Below are 16,422 nucleotides of genomic sequence, written 5' to 3'. Positions count from 1 at the left end.
AAATGGGCCATCTTTCCAATCATTTATGGCCCGGCATGGCTCCTACTGCCAGAGGATGGATCTGATGGGCCGGGCCGCACGCCAAGGTAACCGCAGCTACGCGCCCCGGGGCATGCGCATGGAGGCCGCAGCCGACTGGGTCGGTTTCGGCATTACGAAGTTCCGGGAAATGGTTGCGGATGGCCGGATGCCAGCCGGGAAGCTTGTTGACGGCTGCCGGGTCTGGGATCGTTACGCCCTTGACGAAGCGTTCGATGCGTTGCCGGATGAGAACGGCAATTCCAGCTCCGGCTGGGGAGCCGTCGCTTAATGACCGGTGCAGCCTTGAGCCCAATCGACCTTCGATATTATTACGAAGATACCGACCGCCACGGCAACGTGCGGCGGTACTTCCGCAAGCGCATCGCAGGGTCGAAGAAATACCTCAAGGTCAGGATTCGAGCCGAGCTCGGAAGCGAGGGGTTTCACAACCAGTTCGCCGCCGCATTGAAAGGGGCCAAAGCCCAACTGACCCGCGCAACCGCCGTCGAAAAAACCATTCCAAACTCGCTGCGATGGTTGGTCGAAAAATACTACGCATCTGCTGCCTTTAAGGAGCTCGAGACCAGCACGCGCGACGTCCGCCGCCGTCTGCTCGACAATCTCTGCCAAGAGCCCAGACTTGAAGGACAGCCCGGTACCTTGGGCGCCCTGCCCTACAACATCCCCGCGGACAAAATCGAAGTACTGCGGGATCGCAAGGCCGAACGCGCGGACGCGGCCAACGGCCGTCTCAAGGCCCTGCGGGGCCTGTTCACCTACGCGGTGTCCGACAAATCAATCCCAATTAAACGGAATCCAGCAAAGGAGGTCGCCTACCTCAAGAGCAAGAAAAAGGGAGGCTTTCACACTTGGACGACAGAGGAAGTCGCCATCTATTTGGATCGCCATGGGCAGGGAACGAAGGCGCGCCTCGCGCTCGGCATCATCTTGCTATCCGGTCAACGACGCTCCGATATTGTCGTTTTCGGAAAGCAGCACCTCCGTGAAGCTCGCTTCATGCCAGAGAACCTGCAAGTTTTTCATGCAGGTAGGTGGATTTCCTTCACCCAGCACAAGAACCGAAACAAGTCGCCGGTTCTCCTGACGATCCCGGTGCTTCCAGAGCTTGAGCACCTGTTGACGGACGGGCCGACGGGTGCCCTCACGTTCCTCGAGACTCAATTCGGGAAGCCATTCACAGCCAACGGGTTTGGTAATTGGTTCCGGCGCCGGTGTAACGAAGCCGGGCTGCCCCACTGCAGTGCTCACGGCCTTCGGAAGGCCGGCGCCACGATCGCGGCCGACAACGGCGCGACTGCACACCAATTGATGGCCATTTTCGGTTGGACCACGATCAAGCAGGCCGAGATCTACACAAAGAAGGCCGACCAGAAGCGCTTGGCCGGGGTGGCAACTCGGCTGCTTGTACCCGGCCAATTCGGAGCTGGAGCGCCGCTGGTGCTCGCTGCCAAGAATGGGCTGACTTCCTGATAGCCTCCACGGCAGGCCAAAAAACAAAGAGCCCGCGTCGGCTGCCTCTGGCGCCAGTTCGGGCTCTTGTCGCGTCGTTTACGGGTAGAGGCCGCACACAACATTCATTCAATTTGCCGGTCGTTCGGTTTTGTCGTTCCTGGACACCAGCACCACGTCGTCAACCCAAGTGCTTCCTCACAAGCTGGATGGGCGTGGTTATCCCCCTACGGGGTTTTCCTGCGTCACCAAAAGTTTGGTCATCGGCTCACCTGTTCCTTTCTGGCGCTCTCTCATCCTCCTTCCTTTCGCGCTTCGGTTGAAGTGGGCGCGAAAAGTAGCAGAATCAAGACCCGTCCAAGCACAGACAAAATTGGGGCCGACAGTTGCGTCGGCCCCAATCCTGGTCAGGCCCAACTCACGGCCGAAACAATGCCCCAGTTGCGGGCAGCATTCGGGCGACGCCAACAGGGAGACGCCATCAGGTTAAGGGCTGCCACGGCATCCTCGAATTTGCTGAACTTGTATTCGCGCCCTTTAGGACCGACCCAGTACCCGCCCGCTCGGCGGCAAGTAACGGGGTCAAATGAAGATCCATCGGCGGCGCTTGGAATTAAAGTCATAGGAGGTACTCCTGCGAGCTGAATTGCTCCTATCTCAATATAGCGAGAACTCACCGGGTTGCGCTCTGTTGGAGAGGTTTTCAGAAGGTGGGCCACAAGCCAGCCGCAGCTGCGGTAAGCACCGTTGCGATGCGGGGCACTATTGTGACCCACTTTTGGCTAAGTTATTGAAATCGCTATTTGCTGGCAGGCCAGCCCGGGGAGCCAGCAAATTCAATTGGCTCTCAGCTTTCGACGTGGCGCCCGACGGGCGCTTTCTGCATCGGGGCCACCTTCAAACGGTCGACGCCGCGGATTTTTTCCCCCACCGACGCGGCTGTTCAATCAGGGAGCCGATTTGCTCAGCCGTTACCTGCCGGCTCGGCAAACGACAGCGCGAGCCGCAAAAATTCTTCGCGGTCAAATTCAACTTCACCGAATGCACCGCGCAAGACCAGCGGACAGGTCGCGGCTGCCTTGAAGGCTGCTTCATTGATCAGCTTGTATTCGCGGCCGTGCAGATTGATCGTAAGGCCGGATAACGCTTGAAGTCGGTAGCTGATAGCGACCAGATCAGCGGTGCTTGCTTCCCTGGACAGTGCATTGATGATTGAAACGGTGGCGTTCTCGAATCCACGGGGGCCGTCCTCAGCCGCGCTGTTGGCGCGGATCAGAAGATCGGCGCAAACTTCTCGTACTGGCTCGCCCATATAAGGTTCCTGCGAAGTTGGGGATCACTCACGATGACATAATGCAGGGTGCAAAAACGGAAGATTGAGGGCTTGTCCCACCTATTCACAGGGTACTGCCACAAGCGCTGCTCGGTGCGGAACGACGCGGTTCAGCCTTGGTGCGCTTCCGGCGCGGCGCTGGAGTAAGCCAATGAAAGCGCTGAGGTACTCCGAACGAGTTCGGAAAGATCGACCGAGCTGCGGTAACTTGCGGAGGCCGTTGGCAATCCGCCATTGCCGGTCGGTTGGAATGGGCGGCCTCAGGACAGCCCGGTCCCCCCGGCCCTGGGGCCGCCTATCCACCGCTCAAGGGCCGCCAACAGACGTTCCGTGACACTGCGCTCGGCGAGTGCGCCGTTGACCACGGCTAGCGTCGTCATTCGTTGCTCTCCCTCGCTTTCCAGTATTGAGAATCATGCGTCCTGAGCGGCAACGTACATGATCCGAACTAATCACCCGTCGCGCCGGCAGCGACCATAGGGCGCTGAAGAAGGGGCTCGCGCCAGCGCCAGGAATGATCGATGATCCGGTCGCCAACCAGGAACGACCAGGGATCTTCGATCTTGAGTTGAACGCCCTTGAGAGTGGTGTCAGCGAAACGGAGCAGAGGGAGAAACCGGGGCACTGACAATCAGAACGCCTTACTCGACGTCGGGAGTTAGGGGGCCCGTGTGAAATTCAAGTTGGCGATACTGACTGCGCTAGCCAGGCGCCCTGACGGCCGCGCGTCTCTTGACGACCTCAGGGACGATGTCGAGGCACTCACTGCCGAAGATCAATCGGAAGAGATTGCCGCTGCGCTCGATGACATCGACATTTTTCAGTCGGGGCTGGTGGCACCGGAAGGCGACGGGCTACGCATTACCGACGCAGGCCGATCTGCGTTGAGGGCTTTGGGAGCCTCGAACGAGCCCTCATTTGATCTTCCTGCACCATCTCCCTCCCCTTCACTAAAAATGATCGATCATCTCGTCGGCTCTGAGGAGCGTCTGAAAATTTTCGATCTCGATCGGCGGGACGATAAAATCGATGTCGACCCCGACAGGGTGGAAGAAACTGCAAATGCCGAGGATATTTCTTCGGTAGGGACAATTCCTGCTGCCGCTCAAGAAACACGCGGCCATTTGCCCCATGAAAGTATTGCCCAGCCCATAGCTCCGGAAGTTGGTGCCGCCGCTCTACAGAACAGCAATCCAATCCCGGTTCCTCAGGAAGCACCGCGGCGGCCGGGCGCTGCCTTTTTTGATGCCGAGACCAAGACGCCAGCGCTCGCGCCGCCTGAACGAAACAAGTTCAGTAAGCTAATCGCTGCCAGATTTCAGCAAGCTCGGGCCATCTGGCAACGTCATCTGGAGCGAGACGGATCCACCGCAAAGGCGGCACGAAGGACCGAAAATGTCGGAGGCGTAGCCATTGCGCTCCTGACCCTGCTCGTGCTCGTGATGTGCGCTGGAGCAGTGATTGCCCTCACCCAGATCAGATCCCTGAAATCGGAAATCGCAACCCTTCAGCGCGAACTCTCGCCTCTCAGGGAACGCGCCGCCAAGGCGGATTTTTTGGAAAAAGCAAAACAGAAGGCTGACCAACAAACGGAATCTCAAACCAAATCCGGCGCTGAAAAGAAGGCCGGGGCCGACCCTCGAACCGAGCAAGCTGCGCTCAATCTGACACCAGAAGAAATTCGACTGATCCGGGATTTTATCAAGCCCGCGCCGGCCGCGGGCACGCCTGCGCCCGCGATCAAAGTCGGCGACACGGTCGGCATCGCAACGATCCCGCTACCGTCCCCGCTCATGGAGAAGATTCCGAAATTGCTCGGAGCCAGGTTTACGACCCGAAATGGATCGATCATCATTTTGCGACGTGATAGCCGGCAGGCCGACCTTGTCTTGCCACCTAACTAGCCAAGCTGCGAACTCACAGGTGCACGGCCGGAAGCGCCGGACCGCCTTGATAAAGGCAAGGCAATCGGCTGCTGGTTATTGTAGTGGGATGACCGGACCCGTGAAAGAACAGCTCTAGCGCGCGGGCGCCGGCGGCCGTGACGTTGGTGACGGTTTTGGCTTTTCGGCCCTCGGCTGGGCTGTGGCCTGTGGCGACGAGAGTGTCGGCACCGGCTGGCGCACCGCGGGAGCTGCTGGCCGTGGCGAAGGAGGCGTCGGCCGTGGCGGGGTCGCGGCTATTCTGGGCGGCGCATTCTGCTCGGAAGCCCGGGAAATGACGCTGGTCAATTGTTCCTGGATTCCCTTGATTTGCCCGGCCACGCTTGCATTGTCGCGCACCGCTTGCTCCTGGCTTGCCTTGAGTTCGGAAAGCTGGGCAACGGCGCGGGTCAATTGTTCATGGCTCGCCCTGAATTCCTCGTTGAGCTTCGAGTTGTCGCGGACCATTAGGTCGTGACCGGCCTTGAGCTGCTCGATCTCCTTCCCCATGCTTGCAAGATCGCGCGCCATCGACTGGAGCAGCGGCGTCAACTCGAGCGGCAGGGCAGCGGCGGTCGGCGCGGCCTGGGCCAGCGGCGCGGGTTGTGAAGGAGCGATCTTCGCGGCATCGCCGGACGACCCCAACCAGGTGGCAAGGCCTGCACCGATACCCGCCGCCAGCAGGACACCGGCGATGCCACGTAACGCCCAACCGCCAAGCGAAATCCGGTTGTCCGAGACAGCCGGGCGAAACGTGTTGAAGCTCTTGGTCTGCGGATCCGACCGGGGGCTTGGGACTTCGTGCGACAGCCTGGAAGCCAGTTGATTTCCTGCATCCGATGGAGGGGCACCGGGGATTTGTTCAGCGAGTGCTTCACGAGCTATGCCGGGGATTTCATTCCTGGCGTCACGGGCGACGTGCGCGTCGTGTATTTTCTTTATCGAAATCCCAGGTTCGCGAGACGATGCCTTTCCGAAATGCTCTATTGGCGTTTCGATGCCCCGCCGAAGATTGTCAGAAGCCTTCGCAACCTGTTCGCTGGCCCGCGCTGCGTCGTTGGGCTCCTCATCAAAGAAAGTAGGTGGCGAGGGAGGCTCGCGCAGTATCTCCGCTACAGTATTGTGTAGCACCTGAAGTTTATCGGTACTCATTTTTTTGACCCTCAGCCACAACTCGACCACGCGGCGGATAGTCTCGAGGCGACAAGGCAGACCGTCCCGTTTGCGGCGCCTGTTGTCAAATTTCGGCAATGCATCAATTACGATGCGGACGGTAACAGCCTCGCAATCTACGGGGAAAACTGAACAAAATCAACACATTATGGAAAAGTGCGGGCCTTTTCGAGCCTTTGAAAGTCATAGAGGATTCTCAGTGACGCCCGCACCGCGGCTCGGCTGACCGAGATTCCCCCACCCAGTGTCGTGGCCGTCGTATCAACTGTTACTCACGAAAAAGCCCCGCCATTCCCGGCGGGGCAAGTGGGGTTAGCGTTTCGAAAAACGCGGGGCAATATTGCCGGTTTTTCCCGAATCTTCATCAGGAGAACTACTGACAAGGTCAAAGATTTCCTTGGCAGCGGCATGGCCTTCCGGAAACGGGGTTTCCATGGGGAACATATCAGAGCACACAAGCGGGAAAGTGGTTCGCTCTTCCGTGGACTTGCAAGAAAGATGGCATCCATCGCAACGGACCGTGCAACGGTCTGCTGCTCAAAGTTCAATTGCCACCGGATTGAGCCTCACATCTCGCCCCGGTTCCGATTCTTCTCGCCCAGTGTTGCAAAAATATCATAGGGGACCACCACTCCCTTTGGTAGGCTGAGATCAGAATTTAAGCTTTTCGACTGTATTTTAGACGTAAGTTTATTGTTTTGGCTAACGGGGATGGGGCAAATGAAATCCGCATATTTGGCGATCGCGGGCCTCATTTTGGCCGGCGGCCCCCTGGCAGCCGAGCCCTATTCAATAAATGATGCGCTGAAACAAGCCGTCCAAACCAATCCCGGCGTGGGCGAAGCGTCGGCAAACCGGCGCGCAACTGAATCAGAGCTTCGGCAGACCCAAAGCACCCTGCTTCCGCAAGTGCGGATCGAAGCTCGCTACGGCCCAGAGAAATTCGACCAGAGCAATCCGGTTGTAAGTTCAAGCGCATTGCCCGTTCCGATCGCCGGAAATGGAGCATGGCGGAATGGCTCGCAGGAATCAGTGGTCGTCCGGCAAGTCCTTTTCGATGGCTTTGCTTCCATCCACGACATCTGGCGCCAATCTGCCCGTGTCAACGCTGCAGCGTTTCGCGTACGCGAGCGGACAGAATTGATCGCTCTGGACGCTGCCGAGGCATATGTCGATGTCGTGCGGTATCTGCGGTTGGTGGGCCTCGGCGAGCAGAACGTTGCCAGCCACGAGAAGATATTCTCGAACGTGAATACGCGCTTCTCGGGCGGGCGGGCCGGCGAAGGCGACCTCGAGCAGGCCCGGGAGCGTGTCGAAAATGCGCGTGCCACTCTCGCTGAGCTTCGCAGGAGTCTGGACGAAGCGCGAGCAAAATACCGCAAGGTTGTTGGGCTTGAGCCCTTCAATTTGAGATTCCCCGGCCCCCTCGCCGGATTGCCGAGCACCAAGGATGAAGCCTTGGCGGTGACTACCCGTTTCAATCCGACCATTCTGGCCGCGCAAGCGGACGTTACCGCCGCAAAGCATGCGTACCGAGTGACGGATGGCGCTTTCGTTCCAAATTTCTCCCTCGAAGGCCGTGCAACTCACAACGACAATACGTATCCCTATTTGGGCGTTACCCACGATAATTATAGCGGCAAAGTAGTGATGTCCTGGGACATCTTCCGAGGCGGCCAGGATGTTTGGCGCCGCTCGGAAATGGCCGAGCGCCACACCGAGACCACGATGCGCCATGCGCGATTGCAGCGCGACGCGCTCGAGTCGATCGACAAGGCATGGGCGGCACGGACGATTACTGCAACCAGGGTCGCCGCCCTGGTCCGGCAGCTGCAGGCTGACCGGAAGACGATTGCCGCGTTTGACAAGGAATACGAGCTTGGACAGCGCTCGCTGATTGATCTTTTGAACGCACAGAACCAGTATTTCAATGCGGCTGTATCGCTCACCTCCTCGCGTGGCGTTATCGTTTTCGCCGACTACCAGCTGCTCGCGGCAATGGGAACACTTCTCGAGTATCTCAAGGCGCCGCCTCCCGTGGATGCCGCGCCGCTCGACATCGGACCGGGCGGACTGGTTCCCTACAAATTTCCTACGCTGCGAGTAACGCTGCCGCAGACGGGATCGGAGCCCCTCCGCGTATCTAATGCTCCTGTCGGTGCTCAGGTTGGCGTGACCTCCTATGCAGCAGCCGACCCCCAAGATGGCTTCAAGGATCGCTGGCCCCGTGGGACGCTTGCAGCTAGAATGATCGGCGCAATGGAATGGTTCGCCGAAAAACGAGGCCAAAAGCCGGAGGGGTCGGTTGCTTTCGTGAACCCGAATGGCCCCAACGCCATGGCGTACGCCGGCGCCGAAAAGGGCAAGCCTCATTGGTTGCTGACAGCCTTCGCTCCCGAAAAGTGAGCGTTGCGGACTTGCAAGTGCGGGCCGCAATAACGGCAATGCATCATAGTTAATGGGGCCCGATTAACTGTTTGTCAGGATATTCGCGCCTCGCGAATGATTCGGTTCGCAGACTGCTGTAATGTGACAGTCACTGGCCGCGCTCGATATTTCGCTGGTCTAGTTCGTTTTTGATCAGAGGCTTTAGATTTTGTTGTTTCGGACGCCCAAGTCGGCCAAAGGCTGGCCATCCAATGATGAGCCGGAAGCGACGGTTGTTGCTTCGACCAACGCAGACACGCTCCGAAGCGATCCCCTCGCCGCCTCCCTGACCTATCTGGCTGCCCACCATGGTCGCGCAGTAAGCCGTGAGGCGCTGCTCGGAGGGCTTCCAATACTTGATGGCCGACTTTCCGTCGCCTTGTATGACCGGGCAGCCAGGCGTGCCGGCCTGGAAACCGAGGCGGTCAAGCGGGCCATTCTCGACATTCCTGCAATGGTTCTTCCCGCCGTCCTGATCATGAAAGACGGGACTGCGCTGATCCTCCTCGGGATCGATGCTAAAAACCAAAGCGTTAAGGTTCTCGATCCGACGTTGGATCGGAGCAATCCTCGGATTGCGGGCGTTAGTTCGCTGATCGCAGACTACACCGGCTATGCGTTTCTTGTCAGGGCGGCAGCTGAGGCTGACGCACGCGCAGTCGCTGCGGGAGACCTCCCGCGGACCCATTGGTTCTGGTCAGTCGTCAAGCTGTACTGGCGCAGTTACGGCCACATCGCGCTGGCCGCCTTTCTAGTCAACATGCTCGCGCTTGCCACGCCATTGTTCACGATGAGCGTCTACGATCGGGTCATCCCTAACGGCGCGATCCCTTCGCTCATTGCGCTATCGATAGGGCTTAGCCTCGCGATCGTTTTCGACTTTGTACTACGTGCCGTGCGAAGCCGCATGATCGACGTGACGGGCAAGACCGTAGATGTCGTGCTCGCTGCGAATATTTTTGAACACGTGATGGCCGTCAAGCTGGCACAACGTCCCGGCTCAGTCGGTATCGTTGCCAATCAGCTCCGCGACTTCGACTCAGTGCGCGAATTCTTCACTTCGGGCAGCGTGGTATCTGTAACCGATTTGATTTTCGCACTCCTCTTTATCGGTGTTCTGTTCATCGTCGCGGGACCGTTAGCCTGGATCCCGCTCATCATGTTACCGATCATGATCGCATTGGGCCTGACGATGCAGCGTCCGCTTGACCGCGCAATGAAACGACTGCAGGCGGAATCCTCTGCGCGCCACGGCGTTCTCGTCGAATCGCTTTCCGGCCTGGAAACGGTCCGCGCGACCGGTGCCGAAGCCCGGATGCAGACAGCCTGGGAGCGGTCGGTCGCCGCCACGGCACGGTCGGGCGAGGATGTTCATTTCTGGGCATCGCTCACCTTAACGAGCGCAAACGCTGCACAGCAGATAACCAGCCTTCTGTTGGTGGTTGTCGGTGTTTTTCTTATCCTCGACGGCAAGCTGACCGTTGGCGCCCTCGTCGCGGCTAATATGCTGGCCGGCCGCGTCCTGGCCCCAATCGCCGGCATTGCCTCGGTAATAACGCGCGGGACCCAAACCTTCGCGGCGCTCAAGGCGATCGACCGCATCATGTCGCTGGAGCGCGAACGGTCTCCACAGCGAGCCTACGTTGCCAGGAAAGTCAGCGAAGGTCGCATCAATTTCGAGAACGTCTCCTTCGCCTATCCAAACGCCCCTGGCAAAGCGCTGGATAAAGTCTCGTTCAAGATCGAGGCCGGCGAACGGATCGGCATTATTGGACGTGTCGGATCGGGAAAAACGACAGTCGGGCGCCTTTTGCTCGGTTTCTATGAAGCTCAGGAGGGACGAATTCTCGTCGACGGCGTCGATTCCCGTCAATATGACCCGTCGGATCTTCGCGCCGGCATCGGATTTGCGATGCAGGATACCGACCTGTTCTTTGGAAAACTGCGCGATAATATTGCATTGGGCAGGCCCGAGGCGACCGATGAAGAAGTCCTCGCGGCAGCGCGACTGTCGGGGGTGGAAAGTTTCATCGCCGGCCATCCGATGGGTTACGATATGCCCATTTCGGAAGGTGGTCGTAGTCTGTCTGGTGGACAAAAGCAGGCTATCGGACTAGCGCGCGTACTGATCCGAAAACCGCGCGTTCTGTTCCTGGACGAGCCAACGGCGCATTTCGATATCAGGAGCGAGGCCGAATTCCTGGAGCGATTGAAAGCAATGCGCGGAGAGCAGATGACCATCATCATCTCCACTCACCGCCTCTCACTTCTCGGAATGGTTGATCGTTTGTTGTTGTTCGATAACGGCCGCCTGGTGGCGGATGGGCCACGCGACAAGGTTTTGGCCATCCTCAAAGGTCAGCCGACGGCGCCTGCAGGCGACGGCAACCCGCAGCCCACTCAAAGGGCAACCCTGGTGCAAAAGCCCAATGCCTCCATCTGACTTTGCCTTTGCCAACGACGTCCGCGCCGCGGCTGCTCTGCGCACGCCGCGGACGTCACGCATGCTCCTGTTCACCTTTCTCGCCTTGCTGACGACCTTTCTGGTCTGGGCCCATTTTGCCGTTCTGGATGAGGTCAAGCGCGGCAATGGCCGGGTCGTGCCCTCGCGCCAGACTCAGGTGGTCCAGACTCTCGAAGGTGGTATCGTAGGCGATATCCTGGTGCAGGAAGGGGCGATCGTACAACAGGGACAATCCCTGATGCGTATCGACGACACCAAATTCGCGTCGGAGTTCGGCGAAATCAGAGAGCGGCGCGCGGCCATGGCTGCTCGCGTGGCGCGCCTCGAAGCGGAAGCACGAGGACGAAGCGAAGTCACGTTCCCTGATCAGCTTGATCAAGTAGTGCCAGCTGCCGTCGCGACGGAGGCAAGCGTCTTCAGAATGCGCGCGCAAAAGCTGGCGCAAGATGTTGATGTGTTGAATCAGCAGGTGACTCGTCTGAGCGGCTCCCTCAAATTGCTCGATCGGGAACTCACCCTCACCCGCCGGTTATACGAACAGAAGGTTGTGCCCGAGATCGAAATGCTGCGGCTTGACCGTCAGGCAACTGAAATGCGGGGTCAGCTTGCCGAGTCACAATCGAAGATCGCCTTTGCAGTTACCTCATTTCGATCACAAGCCGACGAGGATCTCGCCAAGTCAAAGGGCGATTTGGCCGTCCTTGATGAGAACATCAAATCGGCACAGGACCGCGTGCGGCGTACCGACCTCAAGGCTCCGGTGCACGGCATCGTTAACAAATTGAACGTCACCACGCTTGGCGCGGTGGTGCAACCCGGCGCCAACGTGATGGATATCATTCCGCTGGACGATTCCTTGCTGGTTGAAGGCCGGATTCGGCCGCAGGATATTGCCTTCATTCGTCCCAACCAGGACGCGGTGGTCAAGATTTCTGCCTATGATTCCTCCGTTTATGGCTCGCTCAAAGGCAAGGTTGAGCGCATAAGCGCTGACACCATCGTCGATGACAAGGCCGAGAAATCGGAGCGTCAGGAAACATTTTACCGCGTGATGGTCCGCACCGAAAAGAACCATCTCGGAACTGCCAAGAATTCCCTGCCGATCATTCCCGGCATGATAGCGACGGTCGAAGTTCTCACCGGCGAGAAATCGGTTCTGGATTATCTGCTCAAGCCGGCACGCACGTTACGCGACGACGCCCTGCGCGAGCGTTGAGCGACGGCGTTTTGCTTAACGAATCGTTGCCTTCGATTATTTAATTTTGAACGATCGCGCAAACCGGTGATTGACCGGCTTTTCGACATTACCTCCAAGCGCCGCCCGTATTTAACTTCGCATAAGAAGCGAGGGCGCAGGCTCCGTCCCGATAACAGATTGGGGCGGAAGATCGACGCAAAGACGTTGACTGACGTTCCGGACAGGGGACGTCATGATACCGCGCTTGAATTTGCGGAAGCTTCGCTCGTCTGCATTGATCGCTGCGCTTACTGTTGCGGCCATCGTTTGCGCAGCCTCCCCTTCACTCTCATCGGATGAACCGTTAGTTGTCGACACGAGCACCGATTTCATCGCCGGCTCCGACCGGTCGTCGGCGCGGCCGCCCGCAACCTTCTTCAGCATCAACGCCGTTCTGGCGAAGCTCGATCGTCAGCGCGGCCGCGGACCCGATGCCATTCGCCTCGCCTCGCTCCCTCCTTCGAATACCGCGACCGATGCTCCGCCCGCGGTCAAGGAAGTGCCGACCGTCGGCCTGGAGCCATTCGGGCTGTTCACGTTCCGCGCGCCTGACGGCCTGCTCTGGCGCAAGTGGCGGGGCGTCGAAGCCGCCATGGCAAAGGAACAGGCTGTCCTGGATCAATGCCGTAGCGAAGCCGGAAACTGCCCTGCCAATGCCGCTCAATTCCTGCGGTTGATCGGCGTGGTCAGTTCAAAGTCCGGACGTGACAAACTTGAAGAGGCCAATCGTGGCGTCAACGCGGCGGTCCGCTATGTCAGCGATTACTCCCAGCATGGCGAAGCTGATCGCTGGAGCACTCCACTTGCGACGTTTGCGACCGCGAGAGGCGATTGCGAGGATTATGCGATTGCCAAGTACGTCGCACTGACCGCGGCGGGATTTTCGCAGAACGACCTCCAGCTCGTGCTGGTTCGCGACCGCGCCGTCCGTCAGGATCATGCTGTACTGGCCGCTCGTCTCGACGGCCGTTGGCTGATCCTGGACAACCGGCATTCCAGATTGATTGAAGATTCCGACGCCTCGAGCTTTACGCCTCTGTTCGCCATTAATCAGCATGGCGTGCATCTGTTCGCCGCCCCCTATGCCAGGCGTCCGCTGCTTACGAGCGAGACTGAAGCGTCACCTGCGGCGGCCGACAATCGCAGCCTCGGAGAATGGACCGGCACCGACAATGTCAGTTACGGTGCATTCCAACTGGGCACGCTACCGCTGCTGATGTGAAAGCGTGATAATGATCTGTTCGTCAACGCCACGAAAAAGCCCGCCGGATTGCTCCGGCGGGCTTCTTGTTGGGCAACCCTAAATTTACTAGGCGACTATCTTGATGTGAGCCGCATCGACGGAAAGACCGTTCTCAAGCACGGCGAGAGCGATCGCCGCCGAACCTGCACCACTGCCATCCGCGTCATACAGCAGCGTATGCGTCGCCGTATTGAAGTGGAAGCGTTCCGCCGCGCCGAAGTTGTTGGACGCATCACTGCCGAACTGGGCCGCCGTGGGTGAGCCTAGCGCCAACCCCGCTCCCGTGAAGCCCGACAGCAATATGTCGACCGTATCGCCCTCCGCGGTGCTGAAGTCGAGAATGTGATCCAGCCCTTCGGACGGTGCGCCATAGCGGAAGTGATCAGCCCCTGTACCGCCGGTGAGCGTGTCAGAGCCTGCTCCTCCGTTGATGATATCGTTGCCACCGCGCCCAATGATCGTGTCATCTCCTCCGTTACCGGAAAGCGTGTCGCTTCCTGATCCTCCATAGATCAGGTCAGACAAGGTGGTGTTTCCACTGACGGTTATTGCCGGATTGCCGGGATCGAACACCTCCAGGGCGAAGGTCAACTGCCGCGCCTGTTCATTGCCGGGCGTGTTGTCATCATACTGAATCGTCCAGGTCTCGCCCGCCGTAACTGGATTCAACGCAATATACTGGGCGAGTGTTTGGCCTGGGTTGGTCGTGTTGATGATGCTGTCAAAATCAACAACGGCCTTCATGAGCTGCCCGTCGAACAACCATGTATTTGCGTTTCCGTCCAAATGAGAGATGGCCTGGAACTTGATCCCATCTACATAAATATAGACGTCGACCTGAGCCTCCAGATCATTGCCGTTCTGGTCACCGGCCTGAATGGGAACCGAATAACCAGGTCGATGCTGGAAATCCGTCCGTAGAGTAATTGACCCAGCGGAAGGATCGTTGTCGACAGCCGCCGCGAAGGCTGCTGACAAAGTGAATGTAGCATCAGCGTCGTTTCCGGACGTCAGCGGATTATTTGCGTCGCCGGCGATATTGCCCGTTGGACCGGGAGTGCTTGTAGGCGCAACCTCATGGATGTTGACCGTCTCCGTTGCATGTACGGTGCCGTCATATACGTCCAATGTCAGTGCGACGTTCACAGTATCCGTTACCGTCGCCGTCGGACGATACACCAGGTTATCAAGCAGATTGACGCCCGAGACAGTGTCGAACAGCGTCATCCCAGCAGTAACGGCGTGGTATGATCCATCATAGTAGAACAGACCCGTTGGAACAGTGCCACTGGCCGTAACGACTAAAGGATCGCCGTTCGGATCTGTTGGCACATTCACCAGCAGCGGATAGCCATCGGTATAGTTCGGGGACTGTTGCGCAGGATCACTCGGCATCCAGTTGTGGGTGTCGACAACTATGGGCGCGGCATTGTCGTTCACACCATTGATCGTAATGGTCAGTTGGGCGGTCGATTGATCGGTGTCACCGTCCCGGATTGTATAGCTGAACTTGTCCTCGAGTGTCTGGCCGTTGTTGAGATTCTGAACCGCTGCCAGACCATTGTTCAATGTGTAGGTATAGGTACCGTTTGCGTTCAGTGTCAGCGTACCGTATTGGCCCGCGAACAAGGAACCAACTGTCCCTGAAGTCGCCAAATTGACGCTGCTCACGGCAAACACCGTTGCACCGTCAGCCCCCTTTGTGTCCGCGTTGCCGTCCGTCGTGTTGCTGTCGCCGGCGTCGGTTCCGCCAGCAATCACATTGCCAGTCGCCACGGTCGGGCCGTCTTCCGTAACGCTGTCCGTGTCCGCAACTGCCGTCGGAACGTCGTCGACGACACGGATCACCAGATTGTCGCCCGCCGTGGTGCCGCCGATGCCGTGCACCGTCAGCGCGACGCTGTCGTCGAAGCCGGCGCCGTTGACGGCCTCGTTGATGCCCGGAACCTTGCTGTCATTGTCGATCGTCGCCGACAGCGTGTAGCTGTAGGTCACCGTGCCGCCGAAGCTGTCGCCGGCGTAGCCCGTCAGCGTCAGGACGCCCTCGCCGGTGTTCACCACCCCGTTGGTGGTGCCGAACGCCTGGATCTGCGCCAGCGTGAACGTCACGCCGCCGATCACGATGTCCTGGACCCCGTCCGTCGCCGAGATCGTGAAGCTGCCGCCCGTCGTCTCGGCCGCGGTTGCCGCACTCGAACCGTCCGGGTCCAGCCCGGCCTCGAACACCGTCGCGTCCGCTCCCGTCGCCTCTGCCGTCACCACCGAGGCGCTGTCGTCCGCGCCAGCGATCGTGATCGTCAGCGTCGCCGGCGAGGTGTCGCCGTCCGCATCCTGCATCGTGTAGTGCAGCGTGTAGCTCAGGCTGCTCACCGAGGTCAGTGCCTGCGTCGCCGCACGGCTGTTGTCCAGCGCATAGCTCCAGGTGCCGTCGTTGTTCTGCGTCAGCACGCCATAGGTGTTGAGGCCCGCAATCGCCGTCGCGTCGGCGAGCGCCGCCCACGACACGAAGCTCTTCGGCGCGTCCGCGCCCGAGGCGTCGTTCGCCAGCACGTTCCCGGACACCAGGCCCACGCCGTCCTCGGTCACTCCGGATGGCCCGTCATTGGCCGCCAAGGGAACGTCGTCGACGACATGGATCACCAGATTGTCACCCGCCGTGGTGCCGCCGATGCCGTGCACCGTCAGCGCGACGCTGTCGTCGAAGCCGGCGCCGTTGACGGCCTCGTTGATGCCCGGAACCTTGCTGTCATTGTCGATCGTCGCCGACAGCGTGTAGCTGTAGGTCACCGTGCCGCCGAAGCTGTCGCCGGCGTAGCCCGTCAGCGTCAGGACGCCCTCGCCGGTGTTCACCACCCCGTTGGTGGTGCCGAACGCCTGGATCTGCGCCAGCGTGAACGTCACGCCGCCGATCACGATGTCCTGGACCCCGTCCGTCGCCGAGATCGTGAAGCTGCCGCCCGTCGTCTCGGCCGCGGTTGCCGCACTCGAACCGTCCGGGTCCAGCCCGGCCTCGAACACCGTCGCGTCCGCTCCCGTCGCCTCTGCCGTCACCACCGAGGCGCTGTCGTCCGCGCCAGCGATCGTGATCGTCAGCGTCGCCGGCGAGGTGTCGCCGTCCGCATCCTGCATCGT

General features: G+C 59.4%; 11 protein-coding genes. 7 read left to right on the top strand and 4 right to left on the bottom strand.

Annotated features, from left to right (window positions below; genetic code table 11):
- Positions 1-64 precede the first annotated feature (64 nt).
- Both JQ609_RS24160 and JQ609_RS24155 read left to right on the top strand, forming a co-directional pair.
- Positions 65-310 (top strand): hypothetical protein, encoded by a 246-nt coding sequence (locus JQ609_RS24160; protein ID WP_212275186.1) that lies wholly within the window; start codon positions 65-67, stop codon positions 308-310.
- Complete coding sequence (locus tag JQ609_RS24155) at positions 310-1,512, top strand: tyrosine-type recombinase/integrase (protein WP_212275185.1); 1,203 nt, start codon at positions 310-312, stop codon at positions 1,510-1,512. Before JQ609_RS24160 ends, JQ609_RS24155 begins: the two co-directional genes overlap by 1 nt.
- 943 nt (positions 1,513-2,455) lie before the next feature.
- On the opposite strand, the gene JQ609_RS24150 is transcribed toward JQ609_RS24155, so the two are convergent.
- Positions 2,456-2,803, bottom strand: a complete 348-nt coding sequence (locus JQ609_RS24150; RefSeq protein ID WP_212215112.1) for a hypothetical protein — start codon at positions 2,801-2,803, stop codon at positions 2,456-2,458.
- 692 nt (positions 2,804-3,495) lie between these two features.
- Here JQ609_RS24150 and JQ609_RS24145 point away from each other — a divergent pair.
- Complete coding sequence (locus JQ609_RS24145) at positions 3,496-4,728, top strand: hypothetical protein (RefSeq protein ID WP_212275184.1); 1,233 nt, start codon at positions 3,496-3,498, stop codon at positions 4,726-4,728.
- Positions 4,729-4,842: 114 nt separating this feature from the next.
- On the opposite strand, the gene JQ609_RS24140 is transcribed toward JQ609_RS24145, so the two are convergent.
- On the bottom strand, positions 4,843-5,898 hold the full coding sequence (locus JQ609_RS24140; protein ID WP_212275183.1) for a hypothetical protein: 1,056 nt from the start codon (positions 5,896-5,898) through the stop codon (positions 4,843-4,845).
- 333 nt (positions 5,899-6,231) lie between these two features.
- Positions 6,232-6,354: a hypothetical protein gene (locus JQ609_RS35660; protein ID WP_283813886.1), complete on the bottom strand. Its 123-nt coding sequence runs from the start codon at positions 6,352-6,354 to the stop codon at positions 6,232-6,234.
- Between the two features lie 285 nt (positions 6,355-6,639).
- Here JQ609_RS35660 and JQ609_RS24135 point away from each other — a divergent pair, with 285 nt between their 5' ends.
- The 4 genes from JQ609_RS24135 to JQ609_RS24120 all read left to right on the top strand — a co-directional run bounded on the left by JQ609_RS24135 (position 6,640) and on the right by JQ609_RS24120 (position 13,269).
- Positions 6,640-8,325 carry a TolC family outer membrane protein gene (locus JQ609_RS24135; RefSeq protein ID WP_212275182.1) on the top strand — a complete coding sequence of 562 codons (1,686 nt, stop codon included), beginning with the start codon at positions 6,640-6,642 and terminating at the stop codon, positions 8,323-8,325.
- 307 nt (positions 8,326-8,632) lie between these two features.
- Complete coding sequence (locus JQ609_RS24130) at positions 8,633-10,789, top strand: type I secretion system permease/ATPase (RefSeq protein ID WP_249128360.1); 2,157 nt, start codon at positions 8,633-8,635, stop codon at positions 10,787-10,789.
- The gene (locus JQ609_RS24125; RefSeq protein ID WP_212215106.1) at positions 10,776-12,026 is read left to right on the top strand and encodes an HlyD family type I secretion periplasmic adaptor subunit; all 1,251 of its coding nucleotides are present in this window, start codon (positions 10,776-10,778) and stop codon (positions 12,024-12,026) included. Before JQ609_RS24130 ends, JQ609_RS24125 begins: the two co-directional genes overlap by 14 nt.
- A 226-nt stretch (positions 12,027-12,252) precedes the next feature.
- Positions 12,253-13,269: a transglutaminase-like cysteine peptidase gene (locus JQ609_RS24120; RefSeq protein WP_249128353.1), complete on the top strand. Its 1,017-nt coding sequence runs from the start codon at positions 12,253-12,255 to the stop codon at positions 13,267-13,269.
- An 87-nt stretch (positions 13,270-13,356) separates the two neighbouring features.
- Here the strand turns inward: JQ609_RS24120 and JQ609_RS24115 are convergent.
- Positions 13,357-16,422, bottom strand: a 3,066-nt coding sequence (locus tag JQ609_RS24115; protein ID WP_212275180.1) for a VCBS domain-containing protein, incomplete at its 5' end; no start/stop codon positions are given.

It is taken from the genome of Bradyrhizobium sp. AUGA SZCCT0169 (genome assembly GCF_018130085.1).
Classification (GTDB): Bacteria; Pseudomonadota; Alphaproteobacteria; order Rhizobiales; family Xanthobacteraceae; genus Bradyrhizobium.
The sequence above is the reverse complement of the archived record's forward strand: the minus strand, read 5'-3'. Positions and strand labels throughout refer to the sequence as shown.